Consider the following 24,804-nt stretch of genomic DNA (forward strand, 5'->3'; position numbering starts at 1 on the left):
GAGACCCCGCAACGAAGTGAGGAGGCTCAAGCACCGTCCCGCGGAAAGCGAAGCCATTTGCGGAAAGGAGCAGCGGAGATGATCGATAACACTAAAGTCGGCAGATTTTAAAAGAACTTGGCAATTTTTTAAAAAATGTAAGCGTTATCTAAAAAATAAAAAAGTCTTATTTTTTTATCTGACATACTCAGTTGTCCTTCTCCAGTGGACAATGAGGTTTACACAAACCCTTATAGATGTTACACTCTTACTAGTATTTATGATTATTAGTTTTATATTTATAAGGGAGTGTTCTCTGTGAATGGAAAAATGAAGGCGATCGTGAAGCATCATCGAGGATATGGTGCCGAACTTCAAATGATAGATATACCAAAGATTAAAGAAGATGAAGTTTTAATAAAAGTGAAAGCAACATCCATATGTGGTACGGATGTTCATATTTATACATGGGATGAATGGTCTCAAAGCAGGGTAAACCCTCCTTATGCATTCGGTCATGAATTTGCTGGTGAGATTGTTGAAGTAGGCAGCAAGGTTAACAATGTGCAATTGGGCGACCAAGTTTCTGCTGAAACGCATATCGTTTGCTACAAATGTCCACAATGCCTAAAAGGTGACTACCACATTTGTAAAGACACGAAAATTATTGGGGTAGACACACAAGGTTGTTTTGCTGAATACGTAGCTCTTCCTGCAGTAAATGTATGGAAAAACCCTAAAGAAATGCCTTATGATGTTGCTTCTGTTCAAGAACCGATGGGAAATGCGGTTCATACGGTACTTGCAGGTGATGTAACAGGAAAATCTGTAGCAGTTATCGGTTGCGGCCCTATTGGTATTATGGCAGTAGGTGTTGCCAAAGCGGCAGGTGCTTCTCAAGTCATTGCCATCGATTTAAATGAATACCGTTTAGATCTTGCAACGAAAATGGGTGCTACAACAGTTATCAATGCTAAAGAAGCCAACCCTGTTGAAGAAGTCATGAAGTTGACAGATGGACATGGTGTAGAAGTGGTATGTGAAATGTCAGGTCATCCGATAGCTATGAATCAAGGCTTTAAAATGATCACTAACGGCGGAAGAGTTTCCATCTTGAGCTTGCCTGTCCGTCCGGTTGAGCTTGATATAACTAACGATATTGTATTCAAAGGTGTTACGGTTCAAGGGATTACAGGAAGAAAAATGTATTCTACATGGCAGCAAGTATCAAGCCTTCTTAAATCAGGTCAGGTTGATGTGAAACCGATGATTACCCATCACTTTCCGCTTGAGGAATTTGAAAAAGGCTTTGATTTAATGATTTCCGGTCAATGTGGTAAAGTTGTATTACATCCATAACAGATAACAGGAGGGGTTAAAATGAAAGGTTTTGAATACCTGCAAGAAGAGTTAGATCAAATGAAAGAACAAGGTACATTCCGTAAGTTGGTACCTTTAGAGTCCGATCAGGGGTCCAAAGTTGTTATCAACGGCAAAGAAGTGATTCAGCTATCTTCTAATAACTATCTAGGATTGACAACCCATCCTCGCTTAGTGAAAGCTGCTTTAGAAGCTGTGGAAAAATACGGTGCCGGAACAGGTTCGGTTCGTACCATTGCCGGGACTTTCACTATGCATGAGCAATTAGAAGAAAAATTAGCAAAGTTTAAACATACAGAAGCAAGTCTAGTGTTTCAATCTGGATTCACGACAAACCAAGGGGTACTTTCCGCAATTCTTTCCCCAGAAGATGTAGTAATTTCTGATGCGTTAAACCATGCTTCCATTATTGATGGTATCCGATTAACAAAGGCTGCACGTAAAGTGTACAAGCATGTGGATATGGAAGATCTAGAGCGTGCATTGAAAGAATCCGGCGAATACCGTAAACGTCTTATCGTAACAGACGGTGTATTCTCTATGGACGGAAACATTGCCCCTCTTGATAAAATCGTGGAGCTTGCTGAAAAATATGACGCACTAGTAATGGTGGACGATGCGCATGCTTCAGGCGTTCTTGGAGAAAATGGGCGTGGTACTGTGAATCACTTTGGATTAGATGGACGTGTGCATATCCAAGTTGGTACATTAAGTAAAGCAGTCGGCGTTCTTGGCGGATATGTAGCGAGCTCTCGCTCATTAATTGACTACTTAATTCACAAGGGCCGCCCGTTTCTTTTCAGCACTTCTCATCCACCAGCAGTAACTGCTGCATGTGATGAAGCAATTCAAGTTTTACTTGAAGAGCCTGAACTTATTGAAAAACTATGGGATAATGCCAAGTTCTTCAAAGATGGACTTCTAAAACTAGGCTTTAATACCGGCGAAAGCCAAACACCGGTTACACCAGTTATCGTAGGGGACGAAGCTTTATCCCATAAATTCTCTGATAAGCTATTAGAATACGGAGTTTTCGCACAAGGTATTGCGTTCCCGACAGTTGCAAAAGGACTTGCGCGTGTAAGAACAATTGTAACTGCACAACATTCAAAAGAAGAGCTTCAAGAAGCACTAGACATCTTCGAAAAAGCAGGAAAAGAACTAGGTATCATATCGTAATTAAGCAAAGAGAGACACCTCATACGTGTCTCTCTTGTTGTGTATTCATAATGAATGAGCTTTCCTGTCACTTAAATATGTAGATTTATGTAAACTTCTCCATATTTATTGTTTAAGAAGCTATAAAATTATATACTATGTTAATGTGTAGAGTTTTATGCGCTCTACTTTTCTGGAAAGGAGTTATCACAATGAATGAGAAACAAAGAGTGGAAGCAGGACAAGTAGCGACTGGAAATTCTTCGGACAAAAAATCCGAAAAGGATTTCAGCAAATACTTTGAGTCTGTTTATGTACCACCTTCCCTGAAAGATGCGAAAAAACGCGGAAAAGAAGAGGTTGCCTATCAAGATTTTTCTATTTCTGAGGAGTTTAAAAACCTTGGGGTTGGCAAGAAATTTTATATCCGTACGTATGGTTGTCAGATGAATGAGCATGACACGGAAGTAATGGCAGGAATTTTCCTTGCGTTAGGCTACGAAGCGACCTATACAGTGAATGATGCTGATGTTATTCTTTTAAATACCTGTGCGATCCGGGAGAATGCAGAGAACAAAGTTTTTGGTGAACTAGGTCACTTAAAGACTTTGAAAAAATCAAGACCAGGTCTATTAATTGGTGTTTGTGGCTGTATGTCCCAAGAAGAATCAGTAGTGAATAAGATATTAAAAACGTATCAACAAGTTGACATGATTTTCGGTACTCATAACATTCACCGACTTCCTAACATTTTAAAAGACGCTTACATGTCTAAAGAAATGGTGATTGAAGTTTGGTCTAAAGAAGGAGACGTTATCGAAAACCTTCCAAAGAACCGCAAAGGTGAAATCAAAGCTTGGGTAAATATCATGTACGGCTGTGACAAGTTCTGTACGTACTGTATTGTTCCATATACACGAGGCAAAGAGCGCAGCAGACGTCCAGAAGATATTATTCAAGAAGTGCGTCACTTGGCAGCACAAGGTTATAAAGAAATTACATTGCTTGGACAGAATGTAAATGCGTATGGAAAAGATTTTGAGGATATAAAATATGGCCTTGGCGATTTAATGGATGAAATCCGTAAAATTGATATACCTCGAATTCGTTTCACAACTAGTCATCCAAGAGACTTTGATGATCGCTTGGTCGAAGTGCTTGCAAAAGGCGGCAACCTTCTCGACCATATTCACTTACCAGTTCAGTCAGGCAGTTCGGAAATATTGAAATTAATGGCACGTAAATATGATAGAGAACGATATCTTGAGTTAGTTGGTAAAATTAAAGCGGCAATGCCAAATGCTTCATTAACGACGGATATCATCGTTGGATTCCCTAATGAAACAGAAGAACAGTTTGAAGAAACGATGTCTCTGTATCGCGAAGTGGAATTTGATACAGCATATACTTTCATTTATTCTCCACGTGAAGGTACTCCTGCTGCAAAAATGGTGGATAACGTTCCACTTGAAGTAAAGAAAGACCGCCTGCAACGACTTAACGCACTTGTAAATGAAATCTCTGCCAAGAAATTAAAAGAGTACGAAGGGCAGATTGTGGAAGTGTTAGTTGAAGGGGAAAGTAAGAAAAATCCGGAAGTTCTTGCCGGATACACAGATAAAAGTAAACTAGTTAACTTTAGAGCACCAAAATCTGTCATCGGTAAAATGGTCAAAGTGAAAGTGGTAAAAGCGAAAACTTGGACATTGGATGGAGAATTGGTGGAAGAAGTAGCAGAAGAAGCACTGGAGGTATAAAAAATGGCAAAATATACGAGATCAGATATAGTAGAAAGAGCAAAAGAATTGGCACAAATGATCGCTGACACAGAAGAAGTGGAATACTTCAAACGTGCAGAAGAACAAATCAATGAAAACCAAAAGATCAAAGAAATGGTTGCAAGTGTAAAGAGCTTACAAAAACAGGCTGTTAATTTCCAACATTACGGAAAAACAGAAGCCTTGAAGAAAACAGAAGCGAAATTAGATGCACTTTTAGCAGAAATGGATGAAATTCCTATTGTGCAAGAATTCAAAACTTCCCAAACAAATGTAAACGACCTATTACAATTAGTTTCTTCCTATATCTCCAAAACAGTTACAGACGAAATCATCGTTGCAACTGGAGGAGATGTTCTTCGCGGAGAAACCGGCTCCTACGTAAAAAACACCACATACGGTGGAGGAAGCTGCTCATAATTTGAATCAAAAGCATGGAAGCTTTTTTCCATGCTTTTTTTATATAAAAAATATATTAGACTGTTGATTTCCGTTCCAGGCGCTTCGCTTGCCTGCGGGCGGTCCGTGAGCCTCCTCGGCTTTGCAGCCTGTGGGGTCTCACCTGTCCCTTCCTCCCGCGGGCGTCTGCGCGCCTTCCACTCCAATCAACAAGGTGATCTATTTCATTGAAGGGTTTTGAAAAGAGATCTGTCTGAGTTAACTGAAAAAGCATTAATATATGGTTTATGTAATTTTTAGCTGTGGATTGGAGCAAATGGCAGAGACTCCAGCGGGGGAGTAACGGTAGGTTGAGACCCCGCAACGAAGTGAGGAGGCTCAAGCACCGTCCCGCGGAAAGCGAAGCCATTTGCGGAAAGTAACAGCGGCGGTAGACCGCTTATTAATCTTTTGATTTTAATAGATGGGTTGGTTCTCCATGCTTTTTTTATCGTCTGCTGCACATTGTGATTTTTTCAAAAAATAGGCACATATCCAGATTAGCTTGCATACAATGAACTATACGTTAATGTGTTAGAAATCATTTAGTTATGCAGCAAATTCAATCTAATCACAATTGTCATTTAACCCGCATAGGATGAAATGAAGATTGTAATGAGGAGGGTGTATGCTCGAATGTCTGAATACAGAGAAATTATCACAAGAGCAGTAACCGGCAAAGGTAGAAAGTTTACGCAGTCCAAACATACGATAAGTCCCTCGCATCGTCCTACAAGCATTTTAGGATGCTGGGTCATTAACCATACGTATGATGCGAAAAAAGTGGACGATACCGTGGAAGTAAAAGGGAAATATGATATCAACGTCTGGTATTCACACAGTGACAATACTAAGACGGAGGTAGTGACGGAAACGGTTTCCTACAAAGATGTCGTCAAGCTAAGGTATAAAGATGATAACAGCCTTGGTGAGGATCATGAAGTAATTGCGCGTGTCCTACAACAACCTAATTGCTTAGAAGCGAGCATCGCTGACAAGGAAGCGAAAGTAGAAGTCCAAGTGGAGAGAGAATTCTTAACTGAGATTATTGGGGAAACCAAAATAACTGTTGAAGTACATCCAGACACATTAGCGGATGATAATGGCTGGGATGTTGATGAAGATGAGTTTGAAGATCTGAATCCAGACTTTATTGTCGACGGTTACGAAGAGTAAAGGAAACTGGGAAGCACTATGCTTCCTGGTTTTTTTGTTAGATGATGATTTCACCAGTCGTGATGACCAAGCTATCGGCAATCACCCCCTGAAACCCTAAAATATGATATAATAAAGCAGCAAAAAACAATAGTTGGGGGATTACGATGGCTTCTTATACGCCGATGATACAGCAATACCTGAGAGTAAAGGCAGACTATCAAGATGCCTTTTTATTTTTTCGCCTAGGCGATTTTTATGAAATGTTCTTTGAAGATGCGACTAAAGCATCTCAAGTGCTTGAAATTACATTAACCAGCCGCGACGGTGGGGGAAAAGAACGAATCCCGATGTGTGGGGTTCCTTACCACTCGGCTCCTAATTATATAGATCAATTAATTGAAAAAGGCTTTAAAGTAGCAATTTGCGAACAAGTGGAGGACCCAAAACAGACAAAAGGGGTCGTAAAAAGAGAAGTGGTTCAACTAATCACTCCTGGTACGGTAATGGAAACGAAAGGTTTATCTGATAAACAAAACAATTTCTTGACTTCCATTACCCACTTTGAAGACGAGACGTTTGGACTTGCGTATGCGGACCTTTCCACTGGGGAATTACATACGACTGTAATTAACGGACCTGTCCAGCAACTTGTAAATGAGGTATATTCCATCGGGGCAAAGGAAATTGTGGTTTCTGAGAAATTTCCGCCAAATCTTGTTCAAATAATCAAAGAGAGAATGGTTACCACATGCTCATATGAGGAAGTAACAGATATCCCGATGGAATTTGATCAAATCGTTAAAAATTTGGAACAAGAGAAGTTGCAAATGTCTGTTGGGCGATTACTTCATTACTTAAAGAAGACGCAAAAACGCAGTTTGGATCACCTTCAACCGGCAAGGTTTTTTGAATTAGATCAATCAATGAAAATTGACCTCTTTTCCAAGCGCAATCTTGAGTTGACGGAAACCATTCGTTCCAAAGGAAAAAAAGGTTCTTTGCTCTGGTTGTTAGATCAAACGGTAACAGCAATGGGTGGTCGTTTGTTAAAGCAATGGGTGGACAGGCCGTTAATCAACCCTGCATTGATTGAACAACGTCATGATATGGTGGAAACTCTTATAAATGAATTTTTTACAAGACAAGAAATACGTGAGTTGTTAAAAGAAGTTTATGATCTTGAGAGACTGGCGGGAAGGGTAGCATTTGGAAATGTAAATGCAAGAGATCTTGTGCAATTACGCAAGTCTCTTTCGCAGATACCTCACCTGAAGGCGATGGTGGAAAAGCTGCCAATCGAGAACGCTTCTATTCTGGACAATATGGATGAGTGTGAGGAGTTAACAACTCTTCTTCATGATAGTTTAATTGAGCAACCCTCCTTGTCGGTCAAAGAAGGCAACATGATGAAGGATGGTTTCCATGAGGAACTGGATAAGTACCGGGATGCCAGAAGAAACGGCAAGACTTGGATTGCTGAATTAGAAAAAAGAGAACGAGATTTAACGGGAATACGGTCTCTTAAAATAGGATATAATCGCATTTTTGGTTATTATATTGAAATAACAAAAGCGAATATCTCTTCTCTTCCTGAAGGCAGGTATGAGAGAAAACAGACACTTGCCAACGCAGAACGATATATTACAGAAGAACTGAAGGAAAAAGAGACACTTATTTTAGAAGCAGAAGAAAAAATTGTCGCACTAGAATATGAACTTTTCCTGAAACTACGTGAAGAAGTAAAGGTATATATTCCAAGACTACAGAAACTAGCAAAAGCAGTCAGTGAAATTGATGTCCTTCAATGCTTTGCGACCATCAGTGAGGACAGATACTACACAAGACCATCCTTTAACGAGGAGAGAAAGGTATACATCACAGACGGTCGTCATCCTGTAGTGGAAAAAGTGATGGATGCGAATGAGTACGTACCAAATGATACATGGATGGATAAGGAAAATGAGATGCTGCTTATTACAGGACCAAACATGTCAGGTAAAAGTACGTACATGCGCCAAGTGGCCCTGACAGCGATTCTTGCTCAGATAGGTTGTTTCGTTCCTGCAAAAGAGGCGTCACTTCCCATTTTCGATCAAATATTCACGAGAATTGGAGCTGCGGATGATTTGATATCTGGTCAAAGTACTTTTATGGTCGAAATGCTAGAAGCACGTAACGCCATTGTCTATGCCACACAGAACAGCTTGATTCTTTTTGATGAGATTGGCCGGGGAACATCAACTTATGATGGCATGGCATTAGCTCAAGCGTTGATTGAGTATATCCATGATAAAATTGGAGCAAAAACGTTGTTCTCCACTCACTATCATGAATTAACTTCGTTGGATGAAGAGCTTAAAAAGCTGAAAAACATTCACGTTAGCGTCGTCGAACAAAATGGTAAAGTGGTGTTTCTTCATAAAATGAAAGAAGGACCTGCAGATAAAAGCTATGGAATTCATGTTGCTGAACTTGCGGAACTTCCTAAAGAATTAATAATAAGAGCCCAGACTATCCTTGAAAAGTTAGAAAGCCAACCGAAGAGCGAGCCTGTCGAAGTAGCTGCAACAAAAGAGGTACAATCAATAGATCAAGACCCACTTGCACAACTGTCTTTCTTTGCAGAAACCGATGACAAAAAGCAGAGTGACAAGCAGTCCAAAAGTGAAAAAGCAGCTCTTGAAAAACTCAAAAAGTTAGAATTACTTGAAACGACACCGTTAGAAGCATTAAAATAAATTGTACGAAATTCAGAAGCTATTAAAAAGTTAAATCATAAAAAGGAAGGAGGAAATAGAATGGGCAAGATCGTCCAATTAGATGAGAGTTTAGCAAAACAAAATAGCAGCCGGGGAAGTGGTAGAACGACCTGCATCTGTTGTAAAAGAGTTGGTGGAAAACGCGATTGACGCAAAATTCTACCATCATCGAGATTGAGCTTGAGGAAGCGGGTCTTTCTAAAATCCGCGTGTTGGACAATGGAGACGGTATTGAACAAGAGGATTGTCTGACAGCATTTCAACGTCATGCAACAAGTAAGATAAAGAATGAGAATGATTTGTTCCGTATCCGAACGCTTGGTTTTAGAGGAGAGGCACTGCCGAGTATTGCCTCTGTCTCCCTTTTTGATATCACCACAAGTACAGGAGAAGTTCCTGGTACACATCTAAGCTTTAAAGGTGGAGTGTTGGAAACCCAAGAGTTATCTAGCAGTCGAAAAGGAACCGACATCGTGGTGCAGCACTTATTTTTTAATACTCCTGCAAGATTAAAATATATGAAAACGATCCACACGGAATTAGGTAATATATCTGATATGGTCAATCGGCTTGCTTTAGCTCATCCCTCTATTTCCTTCCGTTTAAGCCATAATGGGAAAAGGATGCTCGCTACAAATGGTAATGGTGACAGTCTGCATGTATTAGCTGCCATTTATGGAATGAATATCGCCAAGAAAATGATTCCCATCCACTTTACTTCGTTAGATTTTGAAGTGAAAGGGTATATTGCCATGCCTGAAGTGACACGAGCATCCAAAAATTATATCTCAACCATAATTAATGGACGCTATGTGAAGAACTATACAGTGGTAAGAGCGATTCGAGAGGGGTATCACACACTACTGCCGATCGGTAGATATCCAATTGTTTATTTAGAAGTTATGATGGATCCTCTTTTAGTAGATGTTAATGTACACCCGGCCAAGTTAGAAGTAAGGCTTAGTAAGGAAGATGAGCTTTATAGACTTGTAGCAGAAGGAATAAAAGATGTATTTGGTCAAAAGCAGCTTATTCCTTCTAATAGCCCAAGAAAGCAGACAAGCTATACAGAAGAACCAAAGCCTACTCAGCAAACCTTTACACTTCAAGAAAGTATTCCGGTTGAACGTACAGTAGAAAGGCAGGCACAACCTTCTATTAAACAGATAGTAGAAGAGAGTAGATTGATTCAGGTGAATGAACCCACTGAAACTTGGGGAGATACCAATCATAATGATGCCTATCAAAGTAATCAGTCTGATGAGTATGTAGAAGATTCTTTTATCGAAGAAGAGGAAATTCATAACGAAAAACAACCTGGACCTTCTCATGAAAAAAAGAGGGAATCCCGTATTCCTGCTCTATATCCTATAGGTCAGATGCATGGAACCTATATCGTTGCGCAAAATGAAAATGGATTATATCTAATTGACCAGCACGCAGCACAGGAGCGAATTAACTACGAATATTTTTATCAAAAACTCGGCCAGGAAGAAAGAAATCTACAAGAACTGCTTGTTCCTTTGACCATCGAATGTTCCTTAGACGAGTATCTTTTCCTTGAAGAGCACGCGGAAGTATTCGAAGAAGTAGGAATCATGCTTGAAGCCTTTGGCCATCAAACATTTATCGTGAAGGCTCATCCAGTCTGGTTTCCTAGAGGTGAAGAAAGAGAAACGATTGATGAAATGATAAATTTATGTTTGGAAAAGAAAAAAATCAACATCTCTGACTTAAGAGAAGAAGCGGCGATCATGATGAGCTGTAAAGCAGCTATTAAAGCCAATCATCATCTTAGACATGATGAGATAACGGCACTTTTAAACACGTTAAGAGAAGCTGAAAATCCATTTACATGTCCTCATGGAAGACCGATTCTAATTCATTTTTCTTCTTATGAATTAGAAAAAATGTTTAAACGGGTCATGTGAAAATAAGAATTTTTTATCAATTAGATTGAGCTCTATGGAAAATGGGTATAATGATATCTTGTGATAAAGAAAAATTGAGAGAGTGAGTGAGCGTTGGGAGAGAAACAAAAAGTCATTGTGATAATTGGTCCGACAGCTGTAGGAAAAACGAAAACAAGTGTAGAATTGGCTAAAAGCTTAAAAGGTGAAATCATCAGCGGAGATTCTATGCAAATCTACAAGACAATGGATATTGGGACTGCGAAAGTGAAAAAAGAAGAAATGCAGGGGATTCCTCACTACCTCATTGATATTAAGGAACCTCAAGAAGCTTATTCGGTCGCAGAATTCCAAAGGGAGGTCCGAAATAAGATCGACGAAATTTCTTCAAGAGGTCGTATTCCCATCATTGTCGGGGGAACGGGTCTATATATTCAATCTGTCCTATATGACTATCAATTTTCAGAAAGTGGGAAGGATGAAGAAACTCGTCTTCGCCTTGAAAAGAGAAGTCAAGAAATTGGAGTAGATAAATTGCATCAAGAGCTTACGGATATTGATCCAAAAAGTGCTGCCAATATTCATCCCAATAATGTAAGAAGAGTAATCCGTGCGTTGGAAATTTTCTATACTACGGGTAAAACCATGTCAGAATATCAAGATACCCAGCAACCTGAATCGTTGTACGACATTGCCTTAATCGGTCTCACCATGGACAGGGAAAGGCTATATGAAAGAATCAATCTCAGAGTGGACCTAATGATGAAGGAAGGTTTGCTAAGAGAAGTGCAAACTCTCCATAACAATGGGATTCGGGACTGCCAGTCGATCCAAGCAATCGGGTATAAGGAGTTGTATGCTTATCTTGATGGTAAGGTAACGTTGGAGCAGGCTGTGGACGACTTGAAGCAAAATTCAAGAAGGTATGCAAAAAGACAGCTCACTTGGTTCCGTAATAAAATGGATGTAACTTGGATTGATATGACAGATGGCGATTTTGAGCAAAAGTTATCACAAATTTTCACGGTAATAGCAGGAAAGCTTCGACTTGAAGCGAATAAGTAAGGAAGATAGAGATAAGAGGAGGAAGAAAAGATGAAGCAATCAATTAATATCCAAGATCAAGTTCTTAACCAATTAAGAAAAGATGGAACAAGCGTGACGGTTTTCTTGCTGAATGGGTTTCAACTTCGCGGATTAATAAAAGGGTTTGATAACTTCACTGTGCTTTTAGAAACAGAAGGGAAGCAACAGTTGATTTATAAACATGCCATCTCTACTTTTTCTCCATCAAAGAATGTACAAATTGAAACAGAAGCCTAAAACCAGCTATATGCTGGTTTTTTATTTTGCATAAAATAAACATATAGCGCTCTTATCATCATATATTTAGTTAATAAATGGAGAATTTCTCTCCATTTGTTTTATTGCGGAAATAATAGGCTCGAAAAACAGTAATTATTTCTCGGGAAAGCGCATAATATGACAAGTTTGTCAATAGTTTGATGAAAATATATGAAAATTGTAGAAGAGAATCGAAAGAGAGCGGATTTAAGAGGAATATCGTATAAGGAATAGTGTGCTGCATCAGGATATGTCGGATTTTGGCGTGGAAATGAGGTGGACATCTTGGATCAACCAATGAAAAATCAGAATGGGAAAATAAATATCGTTTTAAATGGCCAGAAAAAGCCGTTGAGAGTCACCCATGTTCATACATTAGAGGAACCGCTTACTCCTACCAATCATGCAATATTGCAGGAAATAGAGCGGGAAATGGGGGAATTGGTAGGATTACAGGAAATGAAAAAAGTAGTTAAAGAAATCTATGCCTGGATTTATGTGAATAAAAAGCGGGAAGAATTCGGGTTGAAGACAGAAAGACAAGTGCTTCATATGATGTTCAAAGGAAACCCCGGTACAGGAAAGACGACTGTTGCCAGGTTGATTGGGAAGTTGTTTTGTGACATGAATGTTCTTTCAAAAGGACACCTGATTGAGGCGGAAAGAGCGGACCTTGTCGGGGAATATATTGGTCATACTGCTCAAAAGACGCGAGATCTAGTGAAAAAAGCATTAGGAGGCATATTGTTTGTAGATGAAGCCTATTCCCTTGCAAGAGGTGGGGAAAAAGATTTTGGAAAAGAAGCGATTGATACCCTTGTAAAACACATGGAAGATAAGCAGCATGATTTTATTTTAATACTTGCAGGCTATCAGCGAGAGATGGAAGAGTTTTTGCGGACGAATCCCGGGCTAATTTCCCGTTTTCCAATTATCGTCGATTTTCCCGATTATTCAGTGGAGGAGTTAATGGAGATCTGTCAGCGTATGTTGAAAGAACGTGAATATATTATGAGTAAAGAAGCGGAATGGAAAATGCGTGAGCACCTCAATCAAATGAAAAGTGTATTATTGCCTTCTGCGTTCAGCAATGGCCGTTATATAAGAAACGTTTTGGAAAAATCAATAAGGACTCAAGCAATGCGACTTTTAATGTATGACAGTTTTCTTAAAAATGAATTGATGACGATTGAAGCGAGGGATCTTCTCCTCAAATGATTATCCAAATTAAAAATAGCAGCCAGGCGGCTGCTATTTTTGTGTCATCCAATACTTTTATTAACTTGTTCCCAATCTTCGTTAATGGCATCTGCGGTCAGTTGTCCGGAAAGTGTCACCATTGGTACTCCACCACCTGGGTGAGTAGAGCCACCGGTAAAGTATAGGTTATCGAGTAGCTTACTCCTGCAAGGTATTTTAAATCCGCCATTCTTTTTGCGGTCTGTCACTACTCCATAAATGGAGCCTCCGTTTGCTCCGTAGAGATTCATTAAATCGTTCGGAGTAAAACAGTATTCAAACTCTATGGATGAAGACAATCCTTCTAGACCCATTCTTTCTAATTTTGAAAGAACTTTTTCGCGGTAGATATCTTTATACTCATCCCATGTTTCTCCCTCTTTTAGTGGTGGGACGTGGGTAAGGACAAATAAGTTATCTTTTCCTTGTGGAGCTTGGGTTGTATCTGTTTTCGACGATACCCCGATATAAATGGTAGGATCAAGTGCCGGTTTTCCTTCGTTGAAGATGGTGTGAAACTCCACTTCAGGATCTTCAGAGAAGAAGAAATTATGATGTGCCAGTTCGTCATATTTTCTGTTCACGCCAAGTAAAAGAACAAGTCCGGAAACAGTCGGTGAGAACTTTTCCAAATCCTCTGCGGCCTTTTTGGCAATTGGGATATCTTTTAATAACGTATTATAGGTCGGAATCGCTTCAAGGTTTGATACAACCAGATCTGCAGGAATCTCTTCGCCATTCTCTAAGATAATCCCGGTCGCCTTTTTTCCATCCGTTGTAATTTTTCGAACGGAGGTATTTAAGCTGTACGAAACACCCATTTTCACCCAAGAGGGTCTGCATCGCTTCGGCGATCTTATACATCCCGCCTTTAACATAATAAATACCAAGTCCAAGTTGAACATGTGTTAATTGAGACAGGACAGCAGGAGCATGATATGGAGAAGAACCAATATACATAATCATGAAATTAAATAGTTGTTGGATATGTTTGTCTTCAAAATATTTCTTTGTAATTTGATCCATCGATTTCATCGGATCCATCCCAATAAGTTCCTTCAAGTTATGCAGTGCACGAAGTTCACCTAATCCTGAAAGGCTTTTCTTATAAAAACTCTTCATGCTATACTCATACATTTTGCTGCAATAATTCAAATACTCGAAAAAGCCATTTGCGTCTTTGGCTGAAAGTTCTCTAATTTGCTCCAGCATTTTAGGGAGGTCACTGGTTACGTCTATTTTCGTACCGTCTTCAAAGAAGGTTCTCCATTGAGGCTCCACTCTTTCAATGGTAATATAATCATGTAAATTTCTTTTTGCGCTAGCAAACAATTGTTCCAACACCCATGGCATCGTCAGGATAGAGGGACCAGTATCAAAAGTGAACCCTTTGCCTGAACGGATGTTTAACTTACCTCCAAGACGCTCTCCTTTTTCAATGACATGGACATCGTAACCGTCAGCAGATAGCCTTATAGCAGCCGATAAACCACCAAGACCGCCACCAATTACTACTACTTTCTTTCTCATACTTATTCCTCCTTATGAAAACTAATAAGTTTGACTAGACTGTCTAGTAGATAGAAGTAATATAAATGTGTATACAACTTTACATTTTACCCTTTTTTTCTATTTTCAAACAAAAATAGATGTATATGGAGGAGTTAGTAGTGACAGCATTAATATTAATTATGACATTATTACTTGGGAGAGTACTTTTTTTTCATATTCCGAGTTTGGCCATTAAGTCAGAGAAGAATTCTCTTTTGAAAAAGGTTTCGGTAATCATCCCTGCCAGAAATGAAGAAGGGAATCTTCCTGTTTTATTAAAATCACTGCATGGGTATCACGGTAAGGTAAAAGAAATTATTGTGGTAGATGATCACTCAACCGATGATACTGTAAAGGTTGCAAGAACATTAGGCGCACGTGTTGTGAAATTAGAGGATCTTCCTGCAGGATGGTTTGGTAAATCCTTTGGATGTTGGAACGGGGCATTGCGTGCAAGCGGAGAATTATTTTTATTTTTAGATGCGGACACAATTATTTCAGAAAATGGATTAGAAAATATGCTTACGGCATACAAGGGAGAGGGAGAAGTACTTTCTGTTCAACCTTATCACAAGATAAAAGAAAAATATGAAAGCTTATCGTCCTTCTTTCATCTCGTGGTGATGGGATCCCTTGGTGCCTTTCATATTTTGCAAAAATGGCTGCCTGTGAAGGGGGCGTTCGGAGCCTGTCTTCTGATTCATCGCCAAGACTACTTTAAGTATGGTGGTCATCAAGCAATTCAGGGAGAATTGATGGAGAATATGGCGTTTGGTTATCAGGTTCAAAAGCATGGAGGGAAAGTTAGGTGCTATAGCGGAATGGGAGCTATTGAAATGAGGATGTACCCTGAAGGTTTTGGTTCGCTATGGAATGGATGGAGCAAAAGCTTTGCAACAGGAGCATCTAGAACAAACATTTGGTATTTGATGTTGATTTGTATATGGCTTGGAGGTTTGATGACATTTTTAACAAGCTATCAAACCCTTCCTTTAGAACTTTATGTTACTGGCTATGTGTTAATTGCTTTGCATATTAAGAGAACACTCGCAATTATCGGAAACTTCGGGTGGGGTACGGCATTATTATTTCCTTTTCATCTACTTTTCTTTTTTATCTTGTTTGGCTACTCTTGTGTTCAAACATTTCTCAAAAAGAATGTTACTTGGAAAGGGCGGAAAATTGACCTGTAAAACAAAAAAAACAGGAGGCAAATACACCTCCTGATTTAAGCAGCACTTTGTAAACTTCGGTTAGGTAACCTCCATTTGTACGTGTAAGATAAGACACGTAAAGAAACAATTCCTACAAAAAGAATATAAAGTTGAACTGGGGAGCTTGCAATTCCAAAGCCGATGATTATGCCGGCGAGGATTGCCCAAGCTGCATATATTTCCGCTCTTAGTACAAGTGGCCTTCTGCCTGCAAGTAGATCACGGATGATACCGCCGCCGCTCCCGGTTAATACTGCAGCGACCACTACTGCGCTAATTGGGTGATTCATGCCTGTTGCAAACAATGCCCCTTGGATGGCAAAGGCAGCAAGACCGATCGCATCAAAGAAATTGCCCCACTTTCTCCAGTGCTTTAATAAATTATTTGGAAAAAGGAAGACTGTTGTCATTGCGACCAGGGCAACTTGAAACAGCATTCCTTGCTCCCAAAGCGCGGAGATTGGAACCCCGATGAGGAGGTTTCGAACTGCTCCGCCTCCAAAAGCTGTCACTATTCCTAATATATAAACGCCGAGTATGTCATACTCTTCTTCCATCGCTACAATCGCTCCGCTTATAGCAAATGCGATGGTCCCGATGATGCTGAAAACTTCCCAAGTCATGCTATCACTCCATCAAAATAATACAAGATTCATAAAGCCTTCCTGATTTTATATAGAAATCCAGCTGAATGCAATAGTTTTAGAGGATTTAATAGAGAAAAAACGCATATTTTGATATGATTAAGGAACTTATACAACCATTCCTAACAATATTTTAGAAAAAGGGGTTACGCATTTGAACGAAACGCAAAAGAAAGACATGGAAAGAGTCATTCTAGTTGGCTGTCAGTTGCCAAAAGATGACGATCAAGCATTCTTCTATTCGATGGATGAATTAGCATCCCTGACCAAAACGGCCAACGGAGAAGTTTTAGTCTCCTTAACTCAAAAAAGAGAACGGGTTCACCCTGCTACATACATAGGTAAAGGGAAATTAGAAGAGTTGGTCCAACTTGAAGAAGAATTAGAACCTGAAATTATTATCTTTAACGGAGAACTGGCACCAAGTCAAAACAGGAACCTCTCCAAAATACTTAATGCCAGAATTATTGATCGCACACAGTTGATCTTAGACATATTTGCTCAGCGTGCCAAGTCAAAAGAAGGTAAGCTTCAAGTAGAATTGGCTCAACTTCAGTACCTATTACCCCGCCTTGGCGGAAAAGGTGTGGAACTGTCCCGTCTTGGAGGAGGAATAGGAACAAGAGGACCTGGTGAAACGAAATTAGAATCCGATCGCAGACATATTAATAGAAGAATTGTGGATATCAAAACACAGTTAACTTCGATTGTCAGTCATCGAGAAAGATATCGTGAGCGCAGAAAAAGAAATCAAGCATTTCAACTTTCGTTGGTCGGATATACCAATGCGGGTAAATCAACCATTTTCAATCGTCTGACGGAAGCGGGTACGTTTGAGGAAAACCTATTATTTGCAACACTCGATCCAACAACAAGAAAGGTCATGATGCCCTCTGGATTTAATGCCCTTCTGACTGACACTGTAGGTTTTATCCAAGACCTGCCGACCTCGCTTGTCGCGGCATTCCGTTCTACACTGGAAGAAGTGACGGAAGCTGACCTGATTTTACATGTGGTTGATAGCTCCAGTCCCGATCACGTCAACCATGAAAAAACGGTAGACAAACTGCTGAAGGAACTTGGAGTGGAAGGTGTTCCTGTATTAACCATTTATAATAAGAAGGATCAGACCGCTGAAGGGTTCACGCCTGCTTATAATCAAGAAATTTTGCATATTAGTGCTTTAGACCCTATGGACATCACCTTATTGATCAATAAGATAGAATCGCTCATCAAAGTTCAGATGGAGCCCTATCATATTGTTGTGCCGTCTTCGGAAGGGAAAATGATTGCACAATTAAAGCAAGAAACCGTCCTTTCAACTATGGAATTTACCGAAGAGACAGAAAGCTATGAATTACAAGGGTATTATTTTGATAACTCAAAATTGGCTTCTGTCATTCAGCAAAGAATGAAGAAATAGAGGAGATTAAGAATGTTCCATTTATTACAACACGGGGAAGTCATTGAACCAATCGTACGTAAAATAGAAGAAAAGCTTCAAGAAGGTTTTCGGGAAGTGGATGCAGGCGTGGAAACCAATCAATTCCGAGTTCTAAAAAGCTTTCAGGAGAATCGTGTAAGTGATTCTCATTTCATTCCATCCACTGGATATGGATATGATGACATTGGACGAGATACGCTTGAGAAAATCTATGCGGAAGTATTTGGTGGGGAAGCGGGACTGGTGCGACCACAAATCATCTCGGGCACACATGCAATCTCGATCGCTCTGTTTGGGGTGTTACGACCGGGAGATGAACTACTTTATATCACTGGAAAGCCATATGATACATTAGAAGAAATTGTAGGAATCCGCGGAAGTGGCGTGGGCTCTTTGAAAGAATACAATATTGGCTATAAAACCATTGATCTAAAGAATAATCGTGGAATTGACTGGGAAGCTGTGAGCAATGCAATAACGCCTTCCACCAAAATGATTGGCATACAACGTTCAAAGGGGTATGCTACAAGACCTTCTTTTACAATAGAAGAAATTAAAGAAATGATCCGTTTTGTTAAGGAAATCAAACCAGACGTGGTAGTGTTTGTGGATAACTGTTACGGGGAATTCGTGGAGCTTGAAGAACCATGCCATATTGGGGCAGATTTAATGGCAGGCTCTCTAATTAAGAATCCTGGTGGAGGTATCGCTAAAACAGGCGGATATATCGTCGGAAAAAAAGAGTTGGTGGAAGCTTGTTCTTACAGGATGACTTCCCCTGGGATTGGCGCGGAGGCTGGTGCGAGCCTATACAGTCTGCAAGAAATGTATCAAGGCTTCTTCCTTGCTCCCCATGTAGTCGGCCAAGCGTTGAAAGGCGCTATGTTCACTGCTGCGTTTTTAGAAGAGCTTGGGATGAATACCTCCCCAAGCTGGGATGCACACCGTACGGACTTGATACAATCTGTGCAATTTGATGATAAAGAAAAAATGATTGCCTTTTGTCAGGCAATTCAATATGCATCACCTGTCAATTCTCATGTTACGCCATATGCCAACTATATGCCTGGATATGAAGATGACGTCATTATGGCTGCAGGCACGTTTATTCAAGGTGCAAGTATTGAGCTTACGGCAGATGGTCCGATCAGAGCACCGTATGTGGCGTATGTCCAGGGGGGCTTGACGTATTCGCATGTGAAAATTGCAGTGTGCAGTGCGGTGGATCATTTGATTAGTAAGGGGTTATTGGATAGTTAATTTTTTGAGCCTAGGGGGTTGTTACCCTGGGCTTTTTTGTTTTTATGGAAATGTTTTACTGGCGTTTAAAGTATGAAGACATGAGTGAGGCGGAAACGGGTGAAGAGAAGTCTTCATAAGGTCGATGAAGACCTGAGTGAGGCGGAAAAGGGTGAAGAGAAGTCTTCATGAGGTCGATGAAGACATGAATGAGGTGGAAAATGGACAGGAGAAGTCTTCATGAGCCAGATGAAGATCTGAGTAAGGCGGAAAATGGTTAGGAGATGGTCTTCATGCAATTTACAATCTCTGTTTCAATATGGAAAGAACAATCACACAGTGCTTCCTAACTATAAAATTTTTAAAAGTTATTTTATATGTTTTCAAATGATTGTAAGTGGTATTAGATAAAGGGGACCAATATCCCTATTACATAGAACTGAACTACTTTCCTTATCCATCCCTTAATTATTCTTAGAAAATAAAAAAATGATGTTAGAAAACCTAACATGTTCTTGACAGATTATCTAACATCGCATAAACTAAGAGTAACTTCATAGGGAATGATGAAAGGAGGATTTGTAGTGAGTGACAATATTAGACGTTCGATGCCCTTATTTCCAATAGGAATTGTCATGCAACTAACGGAATTGTCAGCTCGACAAATCCGATATTATGAAGAAAATGAGCTGGTATTTCCTGCTCGTTCAGAAGGCAATCGCCGACTTTTTTCCTTCAATGATGTGGACACTCTATTAGAGATTAAAAACCTCATTGAACAAAAAGTGAACATTGCTGGCATCAAACAGTTGATGACAGTCAAGCAACAGCTTAACGAGGTTCCTTCAGAAGAGGTTACGAAAGAAGCTGTTAAGCCTGAATTGTCGGATGACCAATTACGCAAATTATTGCGTGCCGAAATGATGCAAGCTGGAAGATATAATCGAACGAGTCTTCGTCAAGGAGACATGTCCCGATTTTTCCATTAATTTTTTGAGTTTTTTGGTAAGTTTTTATTAAAACTATAAGAGTAGAAAATTTGAGGAGGAACTTTATTATGGCTAAGTACACACACGAGGACATCAAACGTATCGTCCAGGAGGAAAATGTAAAATACATCCGTCTACAATTCACGGATATCCTAGGGACAATCAAAAATGTGGAAATCCCTGTAAGTCAGTTAGAAAAAGCTTTGGATAACAAAATGATGTTTGACGGATCTTCTATCGAAGGATTCGTACGTATCGAAGAATCTGATATGAACTTATACCCTGATCTTGACACATTTGTAGTTTTCCCTTGGACTTCTGAAAAAGGTAAAGTTGCACGCTTCATCTGTGATATCTACAACCCAGATGGAACGCCATTCGATGGAGACCCTCGTGCAAACTTAAAGCGTATGTTAAAGGAAATGGAAGACCTAGGATTTTCCGATTTCAACCTTGGACCAGAGCCAGAGTTCTTCCTATTTAAATTAGATGAAAAAGGCGAACCTACTTTAGAATTAAATGATAAAGGTGGATATTTCGACCTTGCTCCAACGGATCTTGGTGAAAACTGCCGCCGTGATATCGTTCTTGAGCTTGAAGAAATGGGCTTTGAAATTGAAGCTTCCCACCATGAAGTGGCTCCAGGACAACATGAAATTGATTTCAAATATGCAAGCGCAATTCAAGCTTGTGATGACATCCAAACATTCAAGCTTGTTGTAAAAACAATCGCTCGTAAACACGGATTGCATGCAACATTCATGCCAAAACCATTGTTCGGAGTGAACGGTTCTGGTATGCACTGCAACCTTTCCTTATTCAAAGACGGCGAAAATGCGTTCTATGATGCTAACGGTGACTTAGAATTAAGCGATAATGCAAGACACTTTATCGCAGGTATCATTAAGCACGCGACAGCTTTCACTGCAGTAACTAACCCTACTGTAAACTCTTATAAGCGTCTAGTACCTGGATACGAAGCACCTTGTTATGTTGCATGGTCTGCTCGTAACCGTAGCCCATTAATTCGTATTCCGGCTTCTCGTGGTATTTCCACTCGTGTAGAAGTTCGTAGTGTAGACCCTGCAGCAAACCCATACCTTGCTATGGCTGTATTATTAAAAGCTGGACTAGACGGCATTAAAAACAAATTGGAAGCTCCAAAACCAATCGACCGCAACATCTATGTGATGAACAAAGAAGAGCGTGTCGCTGCTGGCATCGCTGACCTTCCGGCAACACTTTATGCTGCACTTGAAGAATTAAAATCAAATGAAGTTATCCAAGCTGCTTTAGGTGAGCATTTACTTGAGCACTTCATCGAAGCAAAAGAAATCGAGTGGGATATGTTCCGTACACAGGTTCACCCATGGGAAAGAGATCAATATTTAACTCAATACTAAGATATTCAAAAACCTTCGCACATAACGTGCGGAGGTTTTTTTGTGGAATTGAGATTTTTGTCCTGTCATATTATCCACTTCAAACAAATAAGCTTTACTAGTAAGTGTACAAGGGAGTGGCTATATGGCAAAGGTGAATTATCCAACTGTGACTGCTGAAATGATTGAAAAGTATTATGAGTGCAATAAGCAAAAGAAAGAAATAGAAAAACAGATGGAGGAACTAAAAGAACGATTTCATCTTTATTTTGACAAAAGCTTTGGAGAAGATGAAAAAGCAGAAGTTGTGATGGGAGGATACAAGCTGCAAAGACAGGTTAGGAAATCGGAGAAATATTCCGATGATACTGTTCAAAAGCTTGAGGATTTGAGAATGACAGAACTGATAAAGACGGTTAAAAAGCCGGATGATGCTAAAATCAAAGCCGCTATCCAACTTAATTTGATCAAGGAAAAGGACTTGGAAGGTTGTTTAGTAACTAGTTCATCGTTAGCTATTTCCGTAAAGCCGCTTACACCGAAATAATTTAAGAGGGGGATGGAGAGATGTCAGAGCAGAAACAGATTAGACCGGTTTCTAAAGGTGCATGGTTCCGAATCGTGTTTCTAGCATTTGCTCTTGTTAATCAGCTACTCGTAGTTTATGGAAAATCGCCATTACCTTTTACAGAAGCTCAGTTGGAGCAATTATTCAGTTTAGTTTGGACTGCCGTGGCGGCGCTCGTTGCTTGGTGGAAGGATAATGATTGGTCAGAGAAAGCTAGAAGCAGAATTAAGTAGTGTGTATGCTCGGCCGAGGTGATATCACCTTGGTTTTTTGTTATTTATATAGTGTGGATGGTGAAGAAAAATGAAAGTACTGCTTTTCGCAGACCCAGGAATTGATGACTCTTTAGCGATTATTTATGCATTGCTTCATCCAGAAATAGAACTGTTGGGGATTGTAACAGGGTATGGCAATGTTTCTGTTTTTGATGCAACAAGAAATGCCTCCTTCCTTTTAGAGCTTGCAGGTAGATCAGATATTCCCGTAGTGAGGGGAACTTCACAGCCTTTAAGTGGTATTCACACGGTTTTTTATCCTGAGATACATGGACCACAGGGATTAGGACCGATAATACCGCCTGAAGAATTCAAAGCTGAGGTTAGTCCTTTTGAGTTAATGTTCGAGATTATCGAGGAAAATATAGAAGACATTGTAATTGTGGATGTGGGTAGACAAACATCCCTTGCTTTTGCATTTAACTTACGACCTGAACTTATGGATCAGGTTAAAGAGGTATATCTTATGGGTGGAGCGTTCATGGTTCCTGGTAATGTAACAGATGTGGCGGAAGCGAACTTTTGGGGAGACCCGATTGCTACCTCTGTAATTTTGAATAAAGCGAAAAAGGTATATATAACGCCACTAAATGTAACAAACAGGGCCATAGTTACTAGGGATATAGCGACATTCATTTTTGATCAAACTAGCAGTCCGTACAAATATCTTATTCCAGCTGTCACCAATTATTATGCTACATTCTACGACCAAGTGATGCCAGGTATAGATGGTTCACCGGTGCATGATGTATTCACTCTTTATTATCTATTAAATAAGGATAAAACATATACTATCCAAAGAGATGTAAGGGTTGCAGTTGTTGACGGGAACAGAGGGCAAAGTATAGCTGATTTAAGGATGGTATATAAGCAACCACAACGCGAGCATTATATAGCTATGGATTTTGATTATAATGATTTTATTAATGACTTTATTGAGGTGAACTTGAGAGACGCAAGCCAATAAAAACATGTAAAATTAAATAACTGATTACCCCCTTCTATTTATTGCTGAATAAAAAACAGCGACGGGATTATTATAAAAACATAATAATTCGATGGGGTGGTGAAGTAATGGATTTGAATTGGATTTGGAAAGCGGTTTTAATAACTATAATAGGGACATTTTTACTAAGAATTGCAGGCAGAAAGTCCATTTCGCAAATGACTTTAGCTCAAGTGGTAATCATGATTGGAATTGGTTCTCTGTTAATTCAACCTTTGGCAGGCAAAAGTATTTGGGTAACATTTGGTGTGGGTATTACTCTAGTAGTAACACTAGTGTTAATGGAGTTCCTACAACTAAAATCCGACATTTTTGAAAAGTTAATTACGGGTAAATCCAAGATGCTAATAGAAAATGGAAAATTAAATGAAAAAACATTAAAGAAATTGAGATTTACCATTGACCAATTGGAGATGAAGCTTAGACAAAATAGTATATCTAGTATAAGTGATGTTAAATGGGCTACTTTAGAGCCAAACGGTCAGTTAGGATTTGAGTTAACCGATCAAGCAAAGCCGATAACAAAGAAGGAATGGAGTCTCCTCTATCAAGAAATTCAACTCTTAAAAACAATGATTAATCCCTCAAGCAAACCAAGCCGTATTGAAAAAGAGGAAGAGGGAAATCTATTTACCGAAGTGAAGAATGGAAACCATAAACTAAAAGAACGTCCCAGTGAAACCCTTGATTAACTAAATTGATGAAAATAAAAAAGCCGATATACGGCTTTTTTAATGGATATTACGATATACTCCGATTACTTTACCAAGAATGCTCACATTTCGGACAATGATCGGTTCTAATGTAGAGTTTTCCGGTTGTAATCGGATATAGTCTTTTTCTTTAAAGAAGCGTTTGACAGTAGCCTCATCTTCTTCTGTCATGGCAACGACGATGTCTCCATTGTTAGCGGATTGCTGCTGACGAACGATAACATAGTCTCCATCAAGGATCCCGGCTTCGATCATGCTATCCCCCATAACCTCAAGCATGAAAACTTGTTCGTCTGGTGCCACATAGCGGTCAGGAAGCGGAAAGTAGTCCTCTACGTTCTCAATGGCTGTAATTGGCTGACCCGCAGTGACTTTACCGATGATTGGAACATTAACTGCAGATATCTTAGGTACCAGTTCGTCTTCCATAATCTCAATGGCTCTCGGTTTAGTAGGGTCTCGGCGTATGAGACCTTTGCTTTCTAGTCGTGCAAGATGACCATGAACCGTGGAGCTAGAAGCAAGTCCAACTGCTTCCCCAATTTCACGGACGGAAGGTGGATATCCTTTTGCTTGGACTTCTTTTTTTATGTAATCTAATATGTCCTGTTGCCTTTTTGATAGTTTCATATTCCG

At 39.7% G+C, this 24,804-nt stretch carries 19 protein-coding genes and 3 pseudogenes; 19 read left to right on the forward strand and 3 right to left on the reverse strand.

Translation table 11 applies throughout. The features are described 5' to 3' along the window. The first annotated feature begins 297 nt into the window (after positions 1-297). The 10 genes and pseudogenes from tdh to spoVK all read left to right on the forward strand — a co-directional run bounded on the left by tdh (position 298) and on the right by spoVK (position 13,122). The gene (gene tdh, locus M313_RS0106165) at positions 298-1,338 is read left to right on the forward strand and encodes an L-threonine 3-dehydrogenase (protein ID WP_010193425.1); all 1,041 of its coding nucleotides are present in this window, start codon (positions 298-300) and stop codon (positions 1,336-1,338) included. A 21-nt stretch (positions 1,339-1,359) separates the two neighbouring features. Further along, positions 1,360-2,538 (forward strand): glycine C-acetyltransferase, encoded by a 1,179-nt coding sequence (locus M313_RS0106170; protein WP_010193426.1) that lies wholly within the window; start codon positions 1,360-1,362, stop codon positions 2,536-2,538. Positions 2,539-2,729: 191 nt separating this feature from the next. Then, positions 2,730-4,274: a tRNA (N6-isopentenyl adenosine(37)-C2)-methylthiotransferase MiaB gene (gene miaB / locus M313_RS0106175; protein ID WP_010193427.1), complete on the forward strand. Its 1,545-nt coding sequence runs from the start codon at positions 2,730-2,732 to the stop codon at positions 4,272-4,274. A gap of 3 nt (positions 4,275-4,277) precedes the next feature. Beyond that, complete coding sequence (locus M313_RS0106180; RefSeq protein WP_010193429.1) at positions 4,278-4,715, forward strand: YlbF/YmcA family competence regulator; 438 nt, start codon at positions 4,278-4,280, stop codon at positions 4,713-4,715. Between the two features lie 654 nt (positions 4,716-5,369). Continuing rightward, positions 5,370-5,909: an outer spore coat protein CotE gene (locus M313_RS0106185; RefSeq protein WP_010193431.1), complete on the forward strand. Its 540-nt coding sequence runs from the start codon at positions 5,370-5,372 to the stop codon at positions 5,907-5,909. A gap of 146 nt (positions 5,910-6,055) precedes the next feature. Next, positions 6,056-8,663: pseudogene (gene mutS / locus M313_RS0106190) on the forward strand (DNA mismatch repair protein MutS). A 26-nt stretch (positions 8,664-8,689) separates the two neighbouring features. Beyond that, positions 8,690-10,581 (forward strand): annotated as a pseudogene (gene mutL / locus M313_RS22845) (DNA mismatch repair endonuclease MutL). A 93-nt stretch (positions 10,582-10,674) separates the two neighbouring features. Further along, positions 10,675-11,625, forward strand: a complete 951-nt coding sequence (miaA, locus tag M313_RS0106200; protein ID WP_010193435.1) for a tRNA (adenosine(37)-N6)-dimethylallyltransferase MiaA — start codon at positions 10,675-10,677, stop codon at positions 11,623-11,625. Positions 11,626-11,655: 30 nt separating this feature from the next. Next, positions 11,656-11,883, forward strand: coding sequence for an RNA chaperone Hfq (gene hfq / locus M313_RS0106205; protein ID WP_010193436.1), 228 nt, complete (start codon positions 11,656-11,658; stop codon positions 11,881-11,883). 318 nt (positions 11,884-12,201) lie between these two features. After that, positions 12,202-13,122, forward strand: coding sequence for a stage V sporulation protein K (gene spoVK / locus M313_RS0106210; RefSeq protein WP_392396761.1), 921 nt, complete (start codon positions 12,202-12,204; stop codon positions 13,120-13,122). A gap of 44 nt (positions 13,123-13,166) precedes the next feature. On the opposite strand, the pseudogene M313_RS22850 reads toward spoVK, so the two are convergent. Next, a pseudogene (locus M313_RS22850) lies at positions 13,167-14,673 on the reverse strand (phytoene desaturase family protein). A 140-nt stretch (positions 14,674-14,813) separates the two neighbouring features. On the opposite strand from M313_RS22850, the gene M313_RS0106220 reads away from it, so the two are divergent. After that, positions 14,814-15,887: a glycosyltransferase family 2 protein gene (locus M313_RS0106220; RefSeq protein ID WP_010193439.1), complete on the forward strand. Its 1,074-nt coding sequence runs from the start codon at positions 14,814-14,816 to the stop codon at positions 15,885-15,887. Positions 15,888-15,922: 35 nt separating this feature from the next. On the opposite strand, the gene M313_RS0106225 is transcribed toward M313_RS0106220, so the two are convergent. Further along, entirely contained in the window at positions 15,923-16,531 is a 609-nt protein-coding gene (locus M313_RS0106225; protein WP_010193441.1) for a trimeric intracellular cation channel family protein, read from the reverse strand. A gap of 175 nt (positions 16,532-16,706) precedes the next feature. Here M313_RS0106225 and hflX point away from each other — a divergent pair, with 175 nt between their 5' ends. The 8 genes from hflX (at position 16,707) to M313_RS0106265 (ending at position 24,147) form a co-directional block, all read left to right on the forward strand. Then, entirely contained in the window at positions 16,707-17,975 is a 1,269-nt protein-coding gene (hflX, locus tag M313_RS0106230) for a GTPase HflX (protein ID WP_010193443.1), read from the forward strand. 12 nt (positions 17,976-17,987) lie between these two features. Beyond that, positions 17,988-19,256, forward strand: coding sequence for a methionine gamma-lyase family protein (locus M313_RS0106235; protein ID WP_010193444.1), 1,269 nt, complete (start codon positions 17,988-17,990; stop codon positions 19,254-19,256). 563 nt (positions 19,257-19,819) lie between these two features. Continuing rightward, positions 19,820-20,224 (forward strand): MerR family transcriptional regulator, encoded by a 405-nt coding sequence (locus M313_RS0106240; RefSeq protein WP_010193446.1) that lies wholly within the window; start codon positions 19,820-19,822, stop codon positions 20,222-20,224. Positions 20,225-20,292: 68 nt separating this feature from the next. Then, positions 20,293-21,627 carry a type I glutamate--ammonia ligase gene (gene glnA, locus M313_RS0106245; RefSeq protein WP_010193448.1) on the forward strand — a complete coding sequence of 445 codons (1,335 nt, stop codon included), beginning with the start codon at positions 20,293-20,295 and terminating at the stop codon, positions 21,625-21,627. Between the two features lie 124 nt (positions 21,628-21,751). Continuing rightward, positions 21,752-22,153 carry a hypothetical protein gene (locus tag M313_RS0106250; protein WP_010193450.1) on the forward strand — a complete coding sequence of 134 codons (402 nt, stop codon included), beginning with the start codon at positions 21,752-21,754 and terminating at the stop codon, positions 22,151-22,153. A gap of 20 nt (positions 22,154-22,173) precedes the next feature. Next, positions 22,174-22,407, forward strand: coding sequence for a phage holin (locus M313_RS0106255; RefSeq protein ID WP_010193452.1), 234 nt, complete (start codon positions 22,174-22,176; stop codon positions 22,405-22,407). A 70-nt stretch (positions 22,408-22,477) separates the two neighbouring features. After that, positions 22,478-23,416: a nucleoside hydrolase gene (locus tag M313_RS0106260; protein WP_010193454.1), complete on the forward strand. Its 939-nt coding sequence runs from the start codon at positions 22,478-22,480 to the stop codon at positions 23,414-23,416. Between the two features lie 107 nt (positions 23,417-23,523). Further along, positions 23,524-24,147 (forward strand): DUF421 domain-containing protein, encoded by a 624-nt coding sequence (locus tag M313_RS0106265; RefSeq protein ID WP_010193456.1) that lies wholly within the window; start codon positions 23,524-23,526, stop codon positions 24,145-24,147. Positions 24,148-24,186: 39 nt separating this feature from the next. Here the strand turns inward: M313_RS0106265 and lexA are convergent, their stop codons facing one another. Further along, entirely contained in the window at positions 24,187-24,798 is a 612-nt protein-coding gene (gene lexA / locus M313_RS0106270; RefSeq protein ID WP_010193459.1) for a transcriptional repressor LexA, read from the reverse strand. Positions 24,799-24,804: the final 6 nt, after the last annotated feature.

It is taken from the genome of Bacillus sp. m3-13, assembly GCF_000175075.1.
GTDB lineage: Bacteria > Bacillota > Bacilli > Bacillales > Bacillaceae_I > Sutcliffiella_A > Sutcliffiella_A horikoshii_C.